The organism is Tabrizicola sp., assembly GCF_041911175.1.
Classification (GTDB): domain Bacteria; phylum Pseudomonadota; class Alphaproteobacteria; order Rhodobacterales; family Rhodobacteraceae; genus Tabrizicola.
Window position 1 is genome coordinate 1 of sequence record NZ_JAYRPN010000005.1, and the last position, 17482, is coordinate 17482.

At 68.0% G+C, this 17482-nt stretch carries 18 protein-coding genes and 1 pseudogene; 7 read left to right on the plus strand and 12 right to left on the minus strand.

Going from position 1 to position 17482, the window contains the following annotated elements:
* Positions 1-8: 8 nt before the first annotated feature.
* Both folP and glmM read left to right on the plus strand, forming a co-directional pair.
* On the plus strand, positions 9-1031 hold the full coding sequence (folP, locus tag ACE3P6_RS00290; RefSeq protein ID WP_374391057.1) for a dihydropteroate synthase: 1023 nt from the start codon (positions 9-11) through the stop codon (positions 1029-1031).
* The gene (glmM, locus tag ACE3P6_RS00295) at positions 1028-2371 is read left to right on the plus strand and encodes a phosphoglucosamine mutase (RefSeq protein ID WP_374390938.1); all 1344 of its coding nucleotides are present in this window, start codon (positions 1028-1030) and stop codon (positions 2369-2371) included. Before folP ends, glmM begins: the two co-directional genes overlap by 4 nt.
* 48 nt (positions 2372-2419) lie before the next feature.
* On the opposite strand, the gene ilvC is transcribed toward glmM, so the two are convergent.
* The gene (ilvC, locus tag ACE3P6_RS00300) at positions 2420-3442 is read right to left on the minus strand and encodes a ketol-acid reductoisomerase (protein WP_374390940.1); all 1023 of its coding nucleotides are present in this window, start codon (positions 3440-3442) and stop codon (positions 2420-2422) included.
* A gap of 127 nt (positions 3443-3569) precedes the next feature.
* Here ilvC and ACE3P6_RS00305 point away from each other — a divergent pair, with 127 nt between their 5' ends.
* The 3 genes from ACE3P6_RS00305 (at position 3570) to ACE3P6_RS00315 (ending at position 5727) form a co-directional block, all read left to right on the plus strand.
* A complete protein-coding gene (locus ACE3P6_RS00305; protein ID WP_374390941.1) occupies positions 3570-4028 on the plus strand; it encodes an Lrp/AsnC family transcriptional regulator in 459 nt (152 codons plus the stop codon).
* Entirely contained in the window at positions 4025-4483 is a 459-nt protein-coding gene (locus tag ACE3P6_RS00310; protein WP_374390943.1) for an Lrp/AsnC family transcriptional regulator, read from the plus strand. The genes ACE3P6_RS00305 and ACE3P6_RS00310 overlap by 4 nt, the downstream gene beginning before the upstream one ends.
* Positions 4484-4602: 119 nt before the next feature.
* Positions 4603-5727 carry an aminotransferase class V-fold PLP-dependent enzyme gene (locus ACE3P6_RS00315; protein ID WP_374390945.1) on the plus strand — a complete coding sequence of 375 codons (1125 nt, stop codon included), beginning with the start codon at positions 4603-4605 and terminating at the stop codon, positions 5725-5727.
* Positions 5728-5780: 53 nt separating this feature from the next.
* On the opposite strand, the gene ACE3P6_RS00320 is transcribed toward ACE3P6_RS00315, so the two are convergent.
* The 4 genes from ACE3P6_RS00320 to ACE3P6_RS00335 all read right to left on the minus strand — a co-directional run bounded on the left by ACE3P6_RS00320 (position 5781) and on the right by ACE3P6_RS00335 (position 8492).
* Entirely contained in the window at positions 5781-6029 is a 249-nt protein-coding gene (locus ACE3P6_RS00320) for a hypothetical protein (RefSeq protein WP_374390947.1), read from the minus strand.
* 255 nt (positions 6030-6284) lie between these two features.
* Complete coding sequence (locus ACE3P6_RS00325; RefSeq protein ID WP_374390949.1) at positions 6285-7508, minus strand: UbiH/UbiF family hydroxylase; 1224 nt, start codon at positions 7506-7508, stop codon at positions 6285-6287.
* Between the two features lie 62 nt (positions 7509-7570).
* Entirely contained in the window at positions 7571-7807 is a 237-nt protein-coding gene (locus tag ACE3P6_RS00330; protein ID WP_374390951.1) for a hypothetical protein, read from the minus strand.
* Positions 7808-7844: 37 nt separating this feature from the next.
* Positions 7845-8492 (minus strand): pyrimidine 5'-nucleotidase, encoded by a 648-nt coding sequence (locus tag ACE3P6_RS00335; RefSeq protein WP_374390953.1) that lies wholly within the window; start codon positions 8490-8492, stop codon positions 7845-7847.
* A gap of 95 nt (positions 8493-8587) precedes the next feature.
* Here ACE3P6_RS00335 and ACE3P6_RS00340 point away from each other — a divergent pair, with 95 nt between their 5' ends.
* Positions 8588-9223, plus strand: a complete 636-nt coding sequence (locus ACE3P6_RS00340; protein WP_374391058.1) for a GntR family transcriptional regulator — start codon at positions 8588-8590, stop codon at positions 9221-9223.
* A gap of 115 nt (positions 9224-9338) precedes the next feature.
* Here ACE3P6_RS00340 and ACE3P6_RS00345 read toward each other — a convergent pair whose 3' ends face one another.
* Together ACE3P6_RS00345 and carA are read right to left on the minus strand one after the other, a co-directional pair.
* Positions 9339-11252 carry a glycosyltransferase gene (locus ACE3P6_RS00345; protein WP_374390955.1) on the minus strand — a complete coding sequence of 638 codons (1914 nt, stop codon included), beginning with the start codon at positions 11250-11252 and terminating at the stop codon, positions 9339-9341.
* 59 nt (positions 11253-11311) lie between these two features.
* Positions 11312-12466: a glutamine-hydrolyzing carbamoyl-phosphate synthase small subunit gene (gene carA / locus ACE3P6_RS00350; RefSeq protein ID WP_374390957.1), complete on the minus strand. Its 1155-nt coding sequence runs from the start codon at positions 12464-12466 to the stop codon at positions 11312-11314.
* Between the two features lie 179 nt (positions 12467-12645).
* Here carA and ACE3P6_RS00355 point away from each other — a divergent pair, with 179 nt between their 5' ends.
* Positions 12646-13104 carry a GatB/YqeY domain-containing protein gene (locus ACE3P6_RS00355; RefSeq protein WP_374390959.1) on the plus strand — a complete coding sequence of 153 codons (459 nt, stop codon included), beginning with the start codon at positions 12646-12648 and terminating at the stop codon, positions 13102-13104.
* 33 nt (positions 13105-13137) lie between these two features.
* Here the strand turns inward: ACE3P6_RS00355 and ACE3P6_RS00360 are convergent, their stop codons facing one another.
* The 5 genes and pseudogenes from ACE3P6_RS00360 to ACE3P6_RS00380 all read right to left on the minus strand — a co-directional run bounded on the left by ACE3P6_RS00360 (position 13138) and on the right by ACE3P6_RS00380 (position 17410).
* Positions 13138-13527: a hypothetical protein gene (locus ACE3P6_RS00360; protein ID WP_374390961.1), complete on the minus strand. Its 390-nt coding sequence runs from the start codon at positions 13525-13527 to the stop codon at positions 13138-13140.
* A gap of 66 nt (positions 13528-13593) precedes the next feature.
* On the minus strand, positions 13594-14079 hold the full coding sequence (locus ACE3P6_RS00365) for a DUF2244 domain-containing protein (protein ID WP_374390963.1): 486 nt from the start codon (positions 14077-14079) through the stop codon (positions 13594-13596).
* 3 nt (positions 14080-14082) lie between these two features.
* Complete coding sequence (locus ACE3P6_RS00370) at positions 14083-15030, minus strand: alpha/beta hydrolase (protein ID WP_374390965.1); 948 nt, start codon at positions 15028-15030, stop codon at positions 14083-14085.
* A gap of 76 nt (positions 15031-15106) precedes the next feature.
* On the minus strand, positions 15107-16783 hold the full coding sequence (locus tag ACE3P6_RS00375) for a cytochrome c oxidase subunit 1 (protein WP_374390967.1): 1677 nt from the start codon (positions 16781-16783) through the stop codon (positions 15107-15109).
* A gap of 217 nt (positions 16784-17000) precedes the next feature.
* Positions 17001-17410 (minus strand): annotated as a pseudogene (locus ACE3P6_RS00380) (cytochrome c family protein).
* Positions 17411-17482 lie beyond the last annotated feature (72 nt).

Genomic DNA, 17482 nt, shown 5'->3' on the forward strand with positions numbered 1-17482 from the left:
AGGCCGGCATGGACTATTTCCGCCCCATCGCCATGACCGATGCCGCCCGCACGCCCGGCGCCCTGCCGTTGGCCGGCGGCTGGTGCTGGTTCGACCGGGCCGAGCACCTGACCCGCGCCGGCTCCCGCGGGCTCGTCGCCGCCGCCGACCTGCCCGACCCGGTGTGCGCGCGGCTCACCGCGCCGCGCCCGCCGCTTGCCGGGCTCGCGCTCGACCGCCCGCGGCTGATGGGCATCCTCAACGTGACGCCCGACAGTTTCTCCGACGGCGGGCGGTTCCTTGGCCGGGACACCGCCCTGGCCCATGCCACGGCGATGGCCGGTGCCGGCGCCGACCTGCTCGACATCGGCGGCGAGAGCACTCGGCCTGGGGCCGCCGACGTCACTGAGGCGGAGGAGATCGCCCGCACTGCGCCGCTGATCGCCGCGCTCTGCGCGGGCGGGCTTGCCCTGCCGGTCTCGATCGACACCCGCAAGGCCGCGGTCGCGCGCGCGGCGCTCGACGCCGGAGCGTCAATGGTGAACGACGTGGCGGCGCTGACCTACGACCCGGCGCTGGGCGCGCTGGTGGCCGGGCGCGACATGCCGGTCTGCCTGATGCACGCGCGGGGCACGCCGGCGACGATGCAGGACGATCCGCGCTACGATGACGTGCTGCTCGACGTCTACGACTGGCTGAGCGAGCGCATCGCCGCGGCCGAGGCGATGGGCATCGCCCGCGACCGCATCGTCATCGACCCCGGGATCGGCTTCGGCAAGACCGCGGCGCACAACCTTGCGCTGATCCGCGGGCTCTCGCTCTTTCACGGGCTGGGGGTGCCGGTGCTTCTCGGCGCCTCGCGCAAGCGCTTCATCGGCACCTACGGCGGCGGCGCTGCGGCGACACGGGCCGATCTGCGCGGCCCCGGCACCGTCGCGGTCACGCTGGCGGGGACGGCACAAGGGGTGCAGATCCACCGTGTCCATGATATTGTCGAAACCAAACAGGCGCTCCGCCTCTGGCAGGCGGTGACGTTCGGAGAAGAACCATGAGCAGGAAGCTTTTCGGCACCGACGGCGTGCGCGGCACCGCCAACCATCACCCGATGACCGCGGAAATCGCGCTCAGGCTCGGCGCGGCCGCGGGACGCTACTTCCGCACCGACCGGCGCAACGGCCACCGCGTCGTCATCGGCAAGGATACGAGGCTTTCGGGCTACATGCTGGAAAACGCGCTGACCGCCGGGCTGACCTCCACGGGGATGAACGTGCTGCTGCTCGGTCCGGTGCCGACGCCCGCCGTCGGCTACCTCACCCGCTCGATGCGCGCCGACCTCGGCATCATGATCTCGGCCAGCCACAACCATGCCCACGACAACGGCATCAAGTTCTTCGGCCCCGACGGATTCAAGCTTTCGGACGATGCCGAGGCCGAGATCGAGCGCATCCTCGCCGGTGAGATCGCGCTGGCCCGGCCGCAGAACATCGGCCGCGCGAAGCGGATCGACGACGGCCGCGGCCGCTATGTCGAATATGCCAAGACGACCTTCCCCGCCCGCGGCAAGCTCTCCGGGCTCAAGGTGGTGATCGACTGCGCCAACGGCGCCGCCTACCGCGCGGCCCCCGAGGTGCTGTGGGAACTGGGCGCCGAGGTGATCCCGGTCGGCGTCTCCCCCGACGGCCACAACATCAACGAGCTGTGCGGTTCCACCCATCTGCGCACCGCAGCCGAGACGGTGGTGGCGCACGGCGCCGACCTCGGCATCGCGCTCGACGGCGACGCCGACAGGGTGATGATCCTCGACGAGACCGGTGTCGCCGCCGACGGCGACCAGATCATGGCGCTTTTCGCCGCCCGCTGGGCCGAGGAGGGGCGGCTGAGCGGTGATGCACTCGTCGCCACGGTGATGTCGAACCTCGGGCTCGAACGGTTCCTGCAAGGCCGCGGGCTCCGGCTCGAGCGGACGGCGGTGGGCGACCGCTATGTGGTGGAACGGATGCGCGAGGGCGGTTTCAACCTCGGCGGCGAACAGTCGGGCCATATCGTCATGACCGACTATGCCACCACCGGCGACGGGCTGATCGCCGGCTTGCAGTTCCTCGCCGCGATGGCCGAGACAAGCCGACGCGCCTCCGAGCTGGTGCGCCAGTTCGAGACGGTGCCCCAGATGTTGAAGAATGTAAGGTATGCCGCGGGGCAGGAGCCGCTTTCGGCCGAGAATGTCCGGAAAGTGATCGCCGACGCCGAGGCGCGGCTGAACGGTACGGGCCGTCTGCTGATCCGCAAGTCGGGCACCGAGCCGCTGATCCGGGTGATGGCGGAATGCGAGGACGAGGGGCTTCTGACCGAGGTCGTGGACGGGATCGTCGCGGCGGTGGAACAGGCGGCGTGAGGGGCCGAAAGGGCCGGGACGAGCCCGGCCCTCGGCGGTGTCGCGGTCTCAGTTGCGGCTCTTGTCGACCATCTTGCCCTTGGAGATCCAGGGCATCATCGCCCGCAGCTTCTCGCCCACCTTCTCGATCTGGTGTTCGTCGTTGATCCGGCGGGTCGCCTTGAAGAAGGGCTGGCCGACGGCGTTTTCCTGCATGAAGTCGCGCACGAACTTGCCGGTCTGGATGTCGCGCAGCACCGCCTTCATCCGCGCCTTGGTCTCGTCATAGGGCAGGATGCGCGGGCCCGAGACGTATTCGCCATACTCGGCGGTGTTCGAGATCGAGTAGTTCATGTTGGCGATGCCGCCTTCGTAGATCAGGTCCACGATCAGCTTCACTTCATGGAGGCACTCGAAATAGGCCATCTCAGGCTCATAGCCCGCCTCGACCAGGGTCTCGAAGCCCATGCGGATCAGTTCGACAAGCCCGCCGCAGAGCACGGCCTGTTCGCCGAAGAGGTCGGTTTCGCATTCCTGGCGGAAGTTGGTCTCGATGATGCCGGAACGCCCGCCGCCGATGGCCGAACAGTAGCTGAGGCCGATTTCCATCGCCTTGCCGGTCGCGTCCTGGTGGACGGCCACGAGGCAGGGCACGCCGCCGCCCTTGGTGTATTCGCCGCGCACGGTGTGGCCGGGGCCTTTCGGGGCCATCATGATGACGTCGACGCCGGGTTTCGGCTCGATCAGGCCGAAATGGACGTTCAGCCCGTGGGCGAAGGCGATGGCGGCGCCTTCGCGCAGGTTGTCGTGGACATATTGCTTGTAGGTCGCGGCCTGCAGCTCGTCCGGCATCGTGAACATGATCAGGTCGCACCATTTGGCGGCCTCGGCGATGCCCATGACCTTCAGGCCTTCGGCTTCGGCCTTCTTGGCCGAGGGCGAGCCCGGACGCAGCGCCACGACGACGTTCTTCGCCCCCGAATCGCGCAGGTTCAGCGCGTGGGCATGGCCTTGGGAGCCATAGCCGAGGATGGCGACCTTCTTGTCCTTGATCAGGTTCACATCGCAGTCGCGGTCGTAGTAAACGCGCATTTGGCGTCCTCCTTGGTGTTGATGGGGGGACAATAGGGATTTTCCGGTCATGGACCGTGCAATCTTTGACGATCCTGCCTGAGTGTGCGAAACATCATTCTTCTGATTGGCTGTTCGTGAATAATCCATGCACATCGACGATACCGACCGGCGCATCCTGCGGCACTGGCTGGCCGAGCCGGGGCTGGAGCGCGCTGCGCTGGCGGAACGGGCGGGGGTGACGGCGGCGACGCTGTGGCGGCGGCTGGACCGCCTGCGCGAGGCGGGGGTGATCCGCAGCGAGGGGGCGGTGATCGACTGGCGGGCCTTGGGCTATGCCGTGGAGGTCTCGCTGCGCTTCACGCTGGACAAGACCAACCCGCGCGCCTTCGACGAGTTCATCCTGGCGGCGCGCGAGGTGCCGGAGGTGACCTTCATCGAGACCTTCCTTGGCCGGGTCGACGTGCGGCTGAACGTGATCGCGCGCGACATGGGGCATTGGACCGGCATCTACCGTGACCGCATCCTGACCCTGCCGCATATCGCCGAGGTCGAGGCCTTGATGCTGGTTTCCACCATCAAGGCGACGGGGGGGCTGCCGCTGTGATCGACCTGGACGACATCGACCGCGCCATCCTGCGGGCGCTGGTCGCGGACGGCACGCTTTCGGCGGGCGAGCTGGGGCGTCGGCTGGGGCTCTCGCAACCTGCGGCCTGGCGGCGGGTCCGGCGGTTGACCGTGGCGGGGGTGCTGAAGGGGCTGGCGGTGGAGGTCGACCGCGAGAAGCTGGGCTTTGGCGTCACGGTCTTCCTGGGGGTGAAGCTGGCGACCAAGGGCCGCGTCTCCCTGGAGGATTTCGAGCGCGCGGTGCAGGCGATCCCGGAAGTGCAGGTGGTGCAGCATGTGCTGGGCCTCTTCGACTATCGCCTGCGGGTGGTGGCGCGCGACCTGGCGGATTTCGAGCGGGTGCTCCGGCGCCGGATCATGACCCTGCCGGGCGTCGGCAACGTCGAGGCCAACGTGCTGCTGACCGAGGAACGCAGGCCTGGGCCCTTGGGCTAGTTTCGAGCGGCGGAGCCTGGGACGGTCCTGACGCGGCGCGCGACGGTCGCTGTCGGATTTGAGTATTTGTGCAAGGAGCAAATGCATTAGGGTGGGGGCGGAATTGAGAGGAGTTGCCCATGCCCGGACTGCACGCCCATATCGACCCCGAGGGGTTGGAGGAATTTTCGGTCGTCTTCACCGACCGCTCGCTCAACCACATGTCGGCGCGGTTCCAGCAGGTGATGCGCGATGTCTCGGGGATGTTGAAAGAGGTTTACAAGGGCAGCGCGGTGGCGCTGGTGCCGGGGGGCGGGACCTATGCGATGGAGGCGGTCGCGCGGCAGTTCGGCACCGGCCGGGCGCTGATCGTCAGGAACGGCTGGTTCAGCTACCGCTGGACGCAGATCTTCGAGGCGAGCGGCTTCGCGGCGGAAACGACGGTGGTGATGGCGCGGCAGGCGGGGAACGATGCGCGCGCGCCTTACGCGCCGCCGCCGATCGAGGAGGTGGTCGCGAAGATCCGCGAGGTGAAGCCGGACGCGGTCTTCGCCCCGCATGTCGAGACCTCGTCGGGGATCATCCTGCCCGACGGTTATGTCGCCGAGATGGCGGCGGCGGCGCATGAGGTGGGCGCGCTGATGGTGCTGGACTGCATCGCGTCGGGCTGCGTCTGGGTCGACATGGGCGCGCTTGGCGTCGACGTGCTGATCAGCGCCCCGCAGAAGGGCTGGTCGGCCTCGCCTTCGGCGGGGGTGGTGGTCATGTCGCCCTCGGCAGAGGCGCGGCTGGCGGAGACCACGTCGAACAGCTTCGCGCTGGACCTGAAAAAGTGGCGCGCGATCATGGAGGCCTATGAGAAGGGCGGCCATGCCTATCACGCCACCATGCCGACCGATGCGATCCTGGGCTTCCGCGATGCGATGGTCGAGACGAAGGCGATGGGCTTCGAGGCGGCGAAGGCGGCGCAATGGGCGCTTGGCGGCGCGGTTCGGGGGATGCTCGCGGCGAAGGGGGTGGCCTCGGTCGCCGCCGAAGGCTTCCAGGCGCCGGGGGTGGTGGTCAGCTACACCAGCGACCCCGAGGTGCAGACCGGCGCGAAATTCCGGGCCGAGGGCCTGCAGATCGCCGCCGGGGTGCCGTTGCAGGTAGGCGAGGGGCCGGAGTTCAGGACCTTCCGGCTGGGGCTCTTCGGGCTGGACAAGCTGAAGGATGTGGAGGGCACCGTCGCGCGGCTTCGCAAGGCCGTCGAGGCGGTGTTATAGGCACAGGCCGGAGGGAGTACCCGACCTGTGCGTTTTTGCGGAAGTACGGCTGATCACTGCGCGCCAATGATCGTTTCGATCTGACCCTTCGGGTCGTTGCTCGGCTTCAGGTTGTCGGGGTTCGTGACGACCTGGGTGAGGCGGGCGTATTGCGCAGCGGTCAGGTTGGTCAGGTCCGCGCCGGGAGCCAGTTCCAGGATCTTGGTCTGGACGACCGACGAGAGGGCGATCGAGGCGTCCTGGGCGGCAGCGCCGAAGGCCGAGGCAGCAAGCAGAGCCGATGCAAGGATGAGGTGTTTCATTTTGGATTCCTTTGGTTTTGTTTCGCCGTCCTGTCTGGGGCGGTGAAGCAGAGATCGGCATTCGACCGTAAAAAGTGAAATCACGGCTTGCTCGCGCCCGCTCGCGCGAGTGTAATCTGTCGTGCGTCTTGTGCGGCGGAAGGGCGGAATCCCGCCGGTTTTTCGAAGGATCGGCGGCTGCATCGATCACATATTGCAAGGCGTTCACGGCCCGGTCAGCCGCCGCAACATTTCTGTGCAAAAATGCACCTGAATTCAGGTTCGGCTTGCCCTTGGGTCACCCGCCCGCAGTCCGAGGCCCGCGCGCATCAGCACCCGTCGCACTGGTCTGACGGAATAGAGCACGTCGAGCGCCCGGGCCCGCAGGTCGCGCAGCATCGGCGTTCCGGCCATCGAGGCACGGTTCAGGAAGTCGATCCCGGTGACGCGGGCCTGCACCTCCGGGTGGCGGGCGCGGTGGAAGCTGTCGGTCACGTCGCGGCACCCGGGATCGTCCCGATGGCGTTCGGCCAGATCCAGCAGCGCAGCGAGATCGGCCAGCGACATGTTCAGCCCCTGCGCGCCGATGGGCGGCACGACATGCGCGGCTTCGGCGATCAGCACCGTACGGGGGCCGGACATCCGGTCGGCGATCTGGCTGACGATCGGCCAGACCGAGCGGCGGGTCAGCAGCGTCAGCGGCCCGAGAATGCCGGAGGAGCGGGCGGTCATCTCGGCCTCGAACCCGGGCACGGGCAGGGCCGCCAGGCGGGTGATCTCTGGTCCCGTCTCCATCCAGACCACGGCCGAGGCGGGCCTGCCGTCACGGTCGGGCAGGGGGACAAGGGTGAAGGGGCCGCCCTTGCGGTGGACCTCGGTCGAGACGTTCTGGTGGGGCAGGTCATGCGCCACCGCGAAAGCCAGGGCCTTCTGGCCATAGCGGGTGGTTTTCGCTGCAATGCCAAGGGCTTCGCGGACCGGGGAATTGCGGCCATCGGCACCGATCACCAGTTTTGCCGCGATCTGGCTGCCGTCGGTCAGCGTCACCAGCGCCTCGGAGTCACGCGCCAGCATCCGGGCGAAGCCGATGCCGGGCCGGAAGCTGACGTTCGGCAGGTCGGCGATCCGGGCGACCATCTCGCGGCGCAGAAGCCAGTTCGGCAGGTTCCAGCCGAAGGGCGCATCCGAGATGTCGGAGGCGTCGAAATCCTTGGTGAGCCGCGCTTCCGGCGCTTCGCCGCCCGCGTCGATGATCCGCATCACCTGGAGTGCGGCGGCGTGGGGTTCGAGGCGCGACCAGAGTCCGGCGGCTTCCAGGACCGGGATCGAGGGTTGCAGGAAGGCGGTGGTGCGCAGGTCGGCGCCCTCGGCCCCGGCTTCGGTCACCGGAGGCGCGGGGTCGACGCAGATCACCCGGAACCCGGCCGAACCCAGTGCTGCGGCTGCGGTCAGCCCGGCGACGCCGCCGCCGGAGATCAGGATGTCGGTGGTTTCGCGCATGTCGGGCCTCCGGGCAGCCAGCATAGGCCCGACCCCGGCGGGCGGCCAGTGGTCAGGACGCCTCAGGGCCGCGAGACCGCGAAGAAAAGGAAGAAGACCACCGGCACCAGCGCCACCGCGGTCAGCACCAGGGCGGGCAGGCCCCAGATCACCACGGCCAGGATGACGGCGGCGAGGAAGATCGCGAGCAGGGCGTAGACCGTCTCGACCCTGCGTTCCGTCTCGCGGGCGAGGCTTCTGGGGGTGGAAAGCGGGATGGCGGTCATGGCGGCGTCCTCATGGTGGCGGATGGCGGTCATTTAAGGCCGCGGCGCGCGGGGGCGATGCGGCGCAGTGTCACCCCGTGAGGCGGGCGAGGAAGGCGGCGAGGTCGGTGGTGTGGTGGTGGATGTGGTCCGCGGGCTCGGGTGCGGGGGCGACGTGGACGGTCTTCATCCCAAGCTGGTGCGGGACGGCGAGGTTGCGGCTGTCGTCCTCGAACATCGCGCCACGGGTGGGGTCGAGGCCGTCCCTGGCGAAGACGGTTGCGAAGGCCTGGGCGTCGGGCTTGGGGTGGAACGCGGCGTGCTCGACCCCGTAGATCGCGTCGAAAAGGCCTGCAAGTCCCCGTGCGGAAAGGACTTTCTCGGCATAGGGCGCGCAGGCGTTGGTGTAGATGATCTTGCGGCCGGGAAGCGCCGCGATGCTGCGGGCAAGGGCGGGATCGGGCGCGAGGACGCTGAAGTCGATGTCGTGGACTTCATTCAGATAGGGGCCGGGGTCGATGCCGTGTTCGCGCATCAGGCCCGCAAGCGTGGTGCCATAGGTCGCCCAGTAATAGGCGCGCAGGTGGTCGGCGCGGGCGCGGTCGACCTTGAGGGCCTGCATCACCCAGTCGGTCATCCGCACCTCGATCTGGTCGAAGAGCCGCATGTGCGGCGGGTAGAGCGTGTTGTCGAGGTCGAAGACCCAGGTGGTGACGTGGGAGAAATCCTGTTTCGGCATGGCAACGGGTTTAGTCCGGGGCTGCGGCGTTGGGAAGGGTTGATCGCGAGGGGCGGCGCGCGTTAGGGTCCGCGCCGCAAGGGAAGGGGCCAATGGTGCAGAAAGACGCCTATACGCTGCTGATGGAAGCGATCGAGGCCGGAGTCTACAAGCCCGGCGACCGGCTGGTGGAAAGCGAGCTGGCCGAGCGGCTGGGGGTCAGCCGCACGCCGGTGCGCGAGGCCCTGCAACGGCTTGAGACCCAGGCGATGCTGACCCGGGACGGGCGGAGCCTGATCGTGGCGTCCCTGGACCACAACCAGCTGGCCGAGCTTTACACGGTCAGGACCGAGCTGGAGGGCCTTGCCGCGCGGCTGGCGGCCCGGCATGCGACGCCCGAGGAAGTGCGGGTGCTGAAGAGCATGGTGGCCGACGACCGGGCGCTTCTGGGCGGCGATCCCAAGGCGCTGTCCCGCGCGAACAAGCGGTTCCACAAGCAGATCCACCTGGCCAGCCACAACCGTTTCCTGGTGCAGCAGCTGGACCTCGTGCATCGCAGCATGGCCCTGATGGCGAACACTTCCTTTGCCGCCGAGGGGCGGGACGAGGTGGCGCTGGACGAACATGGCCGTATCGTGGCCGCCATCGAGGCGGGGGATGGCGAGGCGGCTTATCTCGCGCTGAAGTCGCATATCAGTCAGGCGTTCGAGACGCGGCTTCGGGTCGATGCAGGGGAGTTGCGGACGCGGTAGCGCTGTCCGTTTGTCCACAGGCGTTCCAACCTTGCGGGTCCGGCCCATCCGGCCCGGTTTTTCGGTCTTTCTCCGACCTTCCCCGCGTCTTCACGCGCATGGAGACGGGCCTGCGCTATGCGGTCAGGCGAATCGAGGCTGGAGGGGGCAGGTGGACGGTTTGCCCGCCCTGCAGTCCATCATCGAAAATCCCGTGGGTGGTCTTGTCCCAGTAGAAGGGCCGGGTCGCCAGTTCCAGCAGGCCCTTGTAGGCGGCGAGCGAGGCGAGGGGATAGTAGACCTTCAAGGTCAGCACCCAGAGAAAGCTCAGCCGGTGCCGGGTGCGGCCGAGGCCGAGCACGCCGATGAAGATGTTGGCGAACTCGGACAGGAGGAAGATGGCGGTCATGGTCCAGAGGGCTGGGGCGGGCAGGGCGGCGTAGAGCGGATGGTCGAAGCCGAAGGGGATCAACAGGAAGGACCACAAGAGCGGCGCCAGCAGGAATTGCGCGATGCTGCCGAGGAAGAGGGCCTGGAAGCCGAAGAAGCCCTTCGGCCCGAGCTGTTGCCACAACCGGCGCGGCTGCCGCATATGGACGGCCCAGGTCATGATGTAGCCCTTGATCCAGCGCGAGCGCTGCTTGATCCAGGGCAGCGGGCGGCAGTTTGCTTCCTCGAAGGTGACGGTGTCGATCAGTTCCGTCCGGTAGCCGTGGCGCGCAAGGCGGATGCCGAGATCGGCGTCCTCGGTCACGTTGTGCGCGTCCCATGCCCCAAGCCGGTCCAGCACGTCGCGGCGGAAGAAAAGCGTGGTGCCGCCAAGGGGAACCACCAGACCAAGGCGGGCGAGGCCGGGCAGGACCAGGCGGAACCAGCCGGCATATTCGATGGTGAAACAGCGGCTGAGCCAGTTGGTGCGCGGGTTGTAATAGTCGAGCACGCCCTGCAGGCAGGCGACCTCGGGGCCGGACCGTTGAAAACGGGCGACGACGCGCTGCAACTGGTCGGGCTCTGGCGCGTCTTCGGCGTCGTAGACCCCGACGATGGCGCCACGGGCATGGTCGAGCGCGTGATTCAGCGCGCGCGGCTTGGTCTTGACCTGGCCTTCCGGGACGACGACGACCCGCATCCAGGGTGGCAGTTCGGCATTGGCCAGCGCGTCGAGGGTGACGTGATCCTCGGCCTCGACGGCCAGGATCACGTCGAGGAGTTCCGCCGGATAATCGAGCCGCGCGAGGCGGCGGATCAGGCGTGGGGCGATGTCGGCCTCACGATAGAGCGCGACGATGACCGAGACGACGGGCGGGATCGCGTCGCTGGCGGGGTCGGGGCCAGGCAAGGCTGTGCGCAGGGCGGCGATGGTGGCGGCGAGTTTCAGCAGCACGATGCAGGCCAGCGAGAAGACGGCGAAGCAAAGTGCGGCAAGGCCGGTCGCCAGCGGCGCGATCAGCAGTGCGGCGAAGGTGGCGGCCAGCGCCGCCATTGCAAGGGGGGACTGGTGCAGGCGCGGCCAGTTGCGGCAGCTCTCAGGCCCGGCCACCCGGTTTTCCGCCGCGCGGGCCAGCAGGTCACCGCGCCGGGCATGGATCGCCGACAGGATCGCGCGGGAGGAGGCGATGCCCGCCGCCACCGGGCCAAGCCGCGACTCGAGCATGGGCCGGAGGCGGCGGAATTCCTCGGGCCGGGAGGTGGCGACGATGGTGACATCGCCCACCTTCTGCCAGGGGACGAGACCGTGGCGCAGGCAGTCCTGCACGCCGACGGCGTCGATCAGCCGGGGATCGGGCAGGGCCGCGTCGAGGTCGACGAGGCGAAGGCCCCAGTTCCGGGCATCGACGCCGAGCAGGTCGCGCTCCACCACCAGACCACGGGCGCGCAGCACGTCGGGCAGGCGCCCCGATTCGCGCCCGTTCTGCGAGAGGGCCGACAGCATCTCGTCGGGCGCGACGACACCTTCGCGCAAGAGCGACGCGCCGACCGCGAAGCTGCGGCGTGGACCCCGCTCCGCTGCCGGTGGCCGTTCGACCCTGATCCGTTCGGCGGCACCCATGCCCGTTCCCCTTCCGCACACAACCTTGCGCGCGGGGGGTTAACGGGTGGTTAACGCCGTCAGGCGGCGCGGCGCGATTTCATCGCGGCGGCGAAACGTTCGAACAGGTAGAAGCTGTCCTGCGGCCCGGGCGAGGCCTCGGGGTGGTACTGCACCGAATAGACCGGCTTGCCGTCGACCGCGATGCCGCAGTTGGTGCCGTCGAAGAGGCTCACATGCGTCTCGCTGACCCCTTTCGGCAGGGTATCGGCGTCCACGGTAAAGCCGTGGTTCATCGAGGTGATCTCGACCTTGCCGGTGGTCAGGTCCTTCACCGGGTGGTTCGCCCCGTGGTGGCCGTGGTTCATCTTGCGGGTCTGCGCGCCAAGCGCGAGCGCCAGCATCTGATGCCCAAGGCAGATGCCGAAGAGGGGGATATCCCTCGCCAGCACGCCCCGGATCATCGGCACGGCATAGTCGCCGGTCGCCGCCGGATCGCCGGGGCCGTTCGACAGGAACACGCCCTCGGGGTTCAGCGCCAGCACGTCCTCGGCGGTGGCGGTGGCGGGCAGCACGGTGACTTCGCAGCCGACCGAGGCGAGGCAGCGCAGGATGTTGCGTTTCGCGCCATAGTCCACGGCGACGACGCGCAGGCCCGGCCCCTCGCGGCGGGTGTAGCCCTCGGGCCAGGCCCAGCGTTTCTCGTCCCAGCGGTAGCTTTGCGCGCAGGTCACGTCCTTCGCCAGGTCGAGTCCGACGAGGCCGCGCCACGCCCGCGCCTTGGCGACCAGCTTCTCGATGTCGAAGCGGCCCTCGGGGTCATGCGCCAAGGCCACATGCGGCGCGCCCTGCTGGCGGATCGCCCGGGTCAAGCGCCGGGTGTCGATCCCGCCGATGCCGATGCGGCCGATCCTGGTCAGCCATTGGGTCAGCTCGCCGGTCGCGCGCCAGTTCGAGGGCTCGGTCGGGTCCCATTTCACCACCATCCCGGCGGCGGCGGGGGTGGCGGTCTCGTCATCCTCCGCCGTGATGCCGGTGTTGCCGATATGCGGGAAGGTGAAGGTCACGACCTGGCCCGCATAGGACGGGTCGGTCATGATCTCCTGATAGCCGGTCATCGCGGTGTTGAACACGAGTTCGGCGACGGTTTCGCCGGTGGCGCCAAAGCCCTTGCCGTAGAAGAGCGTGCCATCGGCAAGGGCGAGGCAGGCGGTCGCATCGCGCGGGGCGGGCATTTCGACTCTCCATTTGGCAAATTGCGCGGAAACTAAGGGGCGGGGGGCGCAGGGTCAAGGGTGGGCGCGAAAAGCTTTATGCTGTTAAATCAACGGGTTCGGAAAATGCGCTGCGGTTGCGGTCCGCGGCGGTTCGGGGTAATGTCGCGAACTTGGGGAAACGACCGGAAAGACCGACCATGCTGTTGCGCGACCGTCTGCAGACGGCCCTGAAAGAGGCCATGAAGGCGAAGGAGGCGGCAAGGCTCTCGACGCTGCGCCTGATCAACGCCGCCATCAAGGACCGCGAGATCGCCGTCCGGGGCGAGGCGGACGGGGGCGAGGTCGGCGAGCCGGAAATCCTGCAGATCATGGGCAAGATGGTGAAGCAGCGCCAGGAATCGGCCCGCGCCTATGAAGAGGGCGGGCGGCTGGAGCTGGCCGAGAAGGAACTGGCGGAAATCGGGGTGATCCAGGAATTCCTGCCGCGCCAGATGGACCAGGCCGAGGTCGCGGCGGCGGTCGATGCGGCGGTGGCCGAGACCGGGGCCGCCAGCATTCGCGACGTGGGCAAGGTGATGGCGGCCCTGAAGGCGCGCTACACCGGCCAGATGGATTTCGGCGCAGTCGGCGCGCTGGTCAAGGCGCGGCTGGGGTAGGCCTTCCCGACGGATGGCAGGCGTGGACCGTTGTCAAAGGCGGGCCTGGCGGTCCGTGGCCCAGGCAATGGCCAGCCAGAACCCCGCGCGGACTGGCAGCGCGATGGCGGTGCGGGGTTCCACCGGAGTGCCGGTCAGCGCAACGAGCACGAAACCGGCAAGCACGGCCAGCGTGGAAAGGCCGATGGCCAGCGCGATCCAGCGGGCCGAGGGATGGTTCCGCCAGAGCGCCGCCGCGGCGACGAGGTAGGCGAAGCCCGCAGCGGTGTTGAAAATCACCACGAAGGGCACGGCGTTCCCGGCGGCCTGTCGCGCCGCTTCGGTGCCGAAGAGAACAAGGCCGCCGCTGAGGATCGTCAGCGCTCCGAACACGGCGGCGGCGAGGGCTGCGGGGCGGGTCCAGCGGGGCGTCGGTCGGGACATCGCGTACCTGCGGTCGGGGGGCATGCCTATGATGCTGCACCCCTTCTCGGCGCGACAGTGGTCACGTCAGCGCAGGGCGCGAAGCTGGTCCTGCAGCTCCCAGCGCAGGGCGACGCGCTCCTCTTCCGACAGGAAGGAGCCCAGTTCCACCTCGCGGCCCTCGCCCTTCAGCGTCAGGTAGTTCGGCACCGGGCCGCCGGTCTCGTGCAGGGTCACGCGCAGCCAGTAGGGGTTCGCCTCCCAGTCCTGCCGCTGGCCCTTCGGCCCGTGGCGGACAAGGGTGATGCGGTCGGGGGTGAGCGACAGGTCCTCGACGATGTCGCGGTCGCGGCCGTTCTTCCTCAGCGCGAACCAGATGCCCCAGATCGTCACCAGCAGGAACGGCAGCAGAGCCCAGAGCACCGGGCTGCCGAGATGGGCGAGAAGCGGCAGGGCAATCAGCGCGGCGGTGAGGCCGACGAAGCCGACAAAGCCGCGCTGGGAAAGCGAGCGGTGCGGCCAGAGATGCAGACGCTGTTCGCCGTCCCTTGGGGGAAGCCATTCGTAGGGCATGGGTCAGGGCGCGAGGCGGGAGAGGAAGTCCTTGAAGGCGGCCCTGTAGGCCTCCGGGTCCTCGGCATAGGAGCCGAGGTCATCGGCCCCGGTCCAGAGGGTGACGGTGGGGGCGGTGCGGGCGGCGGCCAGCGCCTGCGCGGGGCCGATGGGGGTGATGCGGTCAGCCGAGCCGTGCGCCAGGAACATCGGGCCGGGGAAGGCGACGAAGGGGGTCGCGACCTCGGCCTGGGCGAGCGGCAGCGAGGTCTTGAAGCGGAGGATCTGTTTCGCGGTCCAGGCGACAAGACCGGGCAGGGGCTTGCCGCCCTCGGTCGCCATCTGGTCGATCATGGCGCCGAAGCTGATCGCCGGGCTGTCGAGCGCCACCGCCTGCACGCGGGGCGCGGCCGGGCTGTGGGCGAGGAACTGACCGAGGATCGCCGCGCCCATCGAATCGGCAACGACCAGCACCCGGTCGCCGTCGCCAGGCGCCATCTTCGTGACGGCGGCTTCGAGGTCGGGCCATTCGGTCAGGCCGAAGCCGTAGCTCCCCTCCGGCGCGGGCGGAGCGTCGGGATCGTTGCGGTAGCTGATCAGAAGGACGGACCAGCCCGCCTCGTGCAGGATCGTGAGCGCCCGGTAGCCGTCCTCGCGCGCGCCGGCAATGCCGTGGACATAGATCGCGCGGCCCGCCTCGGCGGCAGTGGCCGGGACAAGCCAGGCCTCGGCCGGGCCGAGTTCCGTGTCGAGGGCGACGATGTCGAAGGGCAGCGACAGGGCCGCGGTCGGATCGCCCCGGTAACCGGGCGCAAGTGGATCGGTCGGAGGTTCGAGGCTGGACAGCGCCGTGGCCATCGGACCGCTTTTCAGCAGGCTCGCGGTGGCATGGGCCAGGAAGTAGCCGCTGATCGCGACGTAGCCGACGAAGGCCAGGACGACGAGCGTGACGAGAAAGACGACGATCCGCATTCCGGCAGGCCTTCCACCCAAAAGAAGAGGGCCCCGGGTGCATCTGCAGCCCGGGGCCCCTGGTCAGGTCAGGCGCTTAGTGCGCGTGGCTGTGATCCCAGTCGGACTGCTTCGGCAGCTGCTCGAACGTGTGTTCGGGCGGCGGGCAGGGCAGGGTCCATTCCAGGGTGTCGGCGTATTCGTTCCAGTAGTTGTTCTGGGTGATCTTCGCGCCGCGCGTCAGGGTGTAGACCACGATGCCGATGAAGAACACGAAGGACGCGAAGGAAAGGAAGGCGCCGATCGAGGAGAACCAGTTCCAGTAGGCGAAGGCCTCCGGGTAGTCGATGTAGCGGCGCGGCATGCCCTGGCGACCCAGGAAGTGCTGCGGGAAGAAGGTCAGGTTCGAGCCGATGAACATCATGAAGAAGTGCAGCTTGCCCGCCCATTCCGGGTACTGACGGCCCGACATCTTGCCGATCCAGAAATAGACCCCGGCGAAGATCCCGAACACGGCGCCCAGCGACATCACATAGTGGAAGTGCGCGACCACATAGTAGGTGTCATGGTAGGCCCGGTCGACCGGAGCCTGGCTCAGCACGATCCCGGTCACGCCGCCGACGGTGAAGAGGAACAGGAAGCCGAAGGCCCACAGCATCGGGGTCTTGAACTCCACCGACCCGCCCCAGATCGTCGCGATCCAGGAGAAGATCTTCACCCCGGTCGGCACCGCGATCACCATCGTCGCCAGCATGAAGTAGCTCTGCTGGGTCAGCGACATGCCGACGGTGTACATGTGGTGGGCCCAGACGACGAAGCCGAGGACCCCGATCGCCACCATCGCATAGACCATCGGCAGGTAGCCGAAGATCGGCTTCTTCGAGAAGGTCGCGATGACCTGGGAGACGATCCCGAAGGCCGGGATGATGATGATGTAGACTTCCGGGTGGCCGAAGAACCACAGGATGTGCTGGTAGAGGATCGGGTCGCCGCCACCCGAGGGGGTGAAGAAGGTGGTCCCGAAGTTGCGGTCGGTCAGCAGCATGGTGATCGCGCCGGCCAGCACCGGCAGGGCCAGCAGGATCATCCAGGCGGTGACGAAGATCGACCAGCTGAACAGCGGCACCTTGTGCAGGGTCATGCCGGGGGTGCGCATGTTCAGGAAGGTGGTGATCATGTTGATCGCGCCAAGGATCGACGAGGCGCCCGACAGGTGGACGGCGAAGATCGCGAGGTCCATCGCGTAGCCGCCTTCCGCCGTGGTGGTCAGCGGCGGGTACAGCACCCAGCCCACGCCCGCGCCCGACCCGAGATCGCCGCCGCCGCCCGGCGACAGCAGCGAGGCGACGCCAAGCGAGGTCCCGGCGACATAAAGCCAGAACGACAGGTTGTTCATCCGCGGGAAGGCCATGTCCGGCGCGCCGATCTGCAGCGGCATGAAGTAGTTGCCGAAGCCGCCGAAGAGCGCCGGAATGACCACGAAGAACATCATCAGGACGCCGTGATAGGTGATCATCACGTTCCACAGATGTCCGTTCGGGGTGCAGACATCGCTGGAGGCGATGAAGCGCGCGCCTTCCTGGCACATGTACTGCACGCCCGGCTCCATCAGCTCGAGCCGCATGTAGACGGTGAACAGGACCGAGATCAGGCCGACGGCGCCGCCGACGAACAGATAGAGGATCCCGATGTCCTTGTGGTTGGTCGACATGAACCAGCGGGTGAAGAACCCGGGTCTGTGGTGTTCGTGGCCGTGGATGGCTGCGTCCGCCATGTGGCTGCTCCCGCTTTGGTCGTTTTGGTCTTGGTTTTCGCTTGCCCGTTCACGCGCCCGAAGGCCCGCGCGGTTTCCCTTGTGCTCCCGTCTTAGCCCCGTGGGAGAAAGGTCGCAATGCATGACTTTGCCACGGAGGGCAGAAATTCCGGTGAAAAAGCAAAGGGCGCAGCCCCGGCGGGGACCGCGCCCTTGCATCTGTCTGCAGGCAGCGGGCCTACTTCGCGACCGAGGCGAGATAGGCCGCCACGTCTTCGCCGCCCGAGGCGAGCTTGAACGACATCTTCGACTTGGCCGAGGCGTCGCCGCTCTTCTCGTCGATCCAGGCCGTCGGGTCGGCGACATAGGTCGCCAGCGAGGCCTCGTCCCAGACCGCGCCGGTGGCGCCCACCGCAAGGATCCCGTCGCCGTATTTGAAGTCGGGGTCCGAAGCCACGGCGCGACCGATCACGCCATAGAGGTTCGGGCCGGTCTTGCCGCCCTTCTGGATCTCGGTCCCGTCGGGGCGATGATCGAATGGCAGGCCTTGCACTTCTTGAACGTGTTCTCGCCGGCGGCCGGGTCGCCTGCGAAGGCAGGGGCCGCCAGGGCAACGGAGGCGACGGCAAGAAGGATGAACTTCGTCATGGTGTCCTCTCATGATTAGGAGCGCGCATCGCGGCTTCCATGCGGCGAACATGGGGGCGAGACCGCTTGATA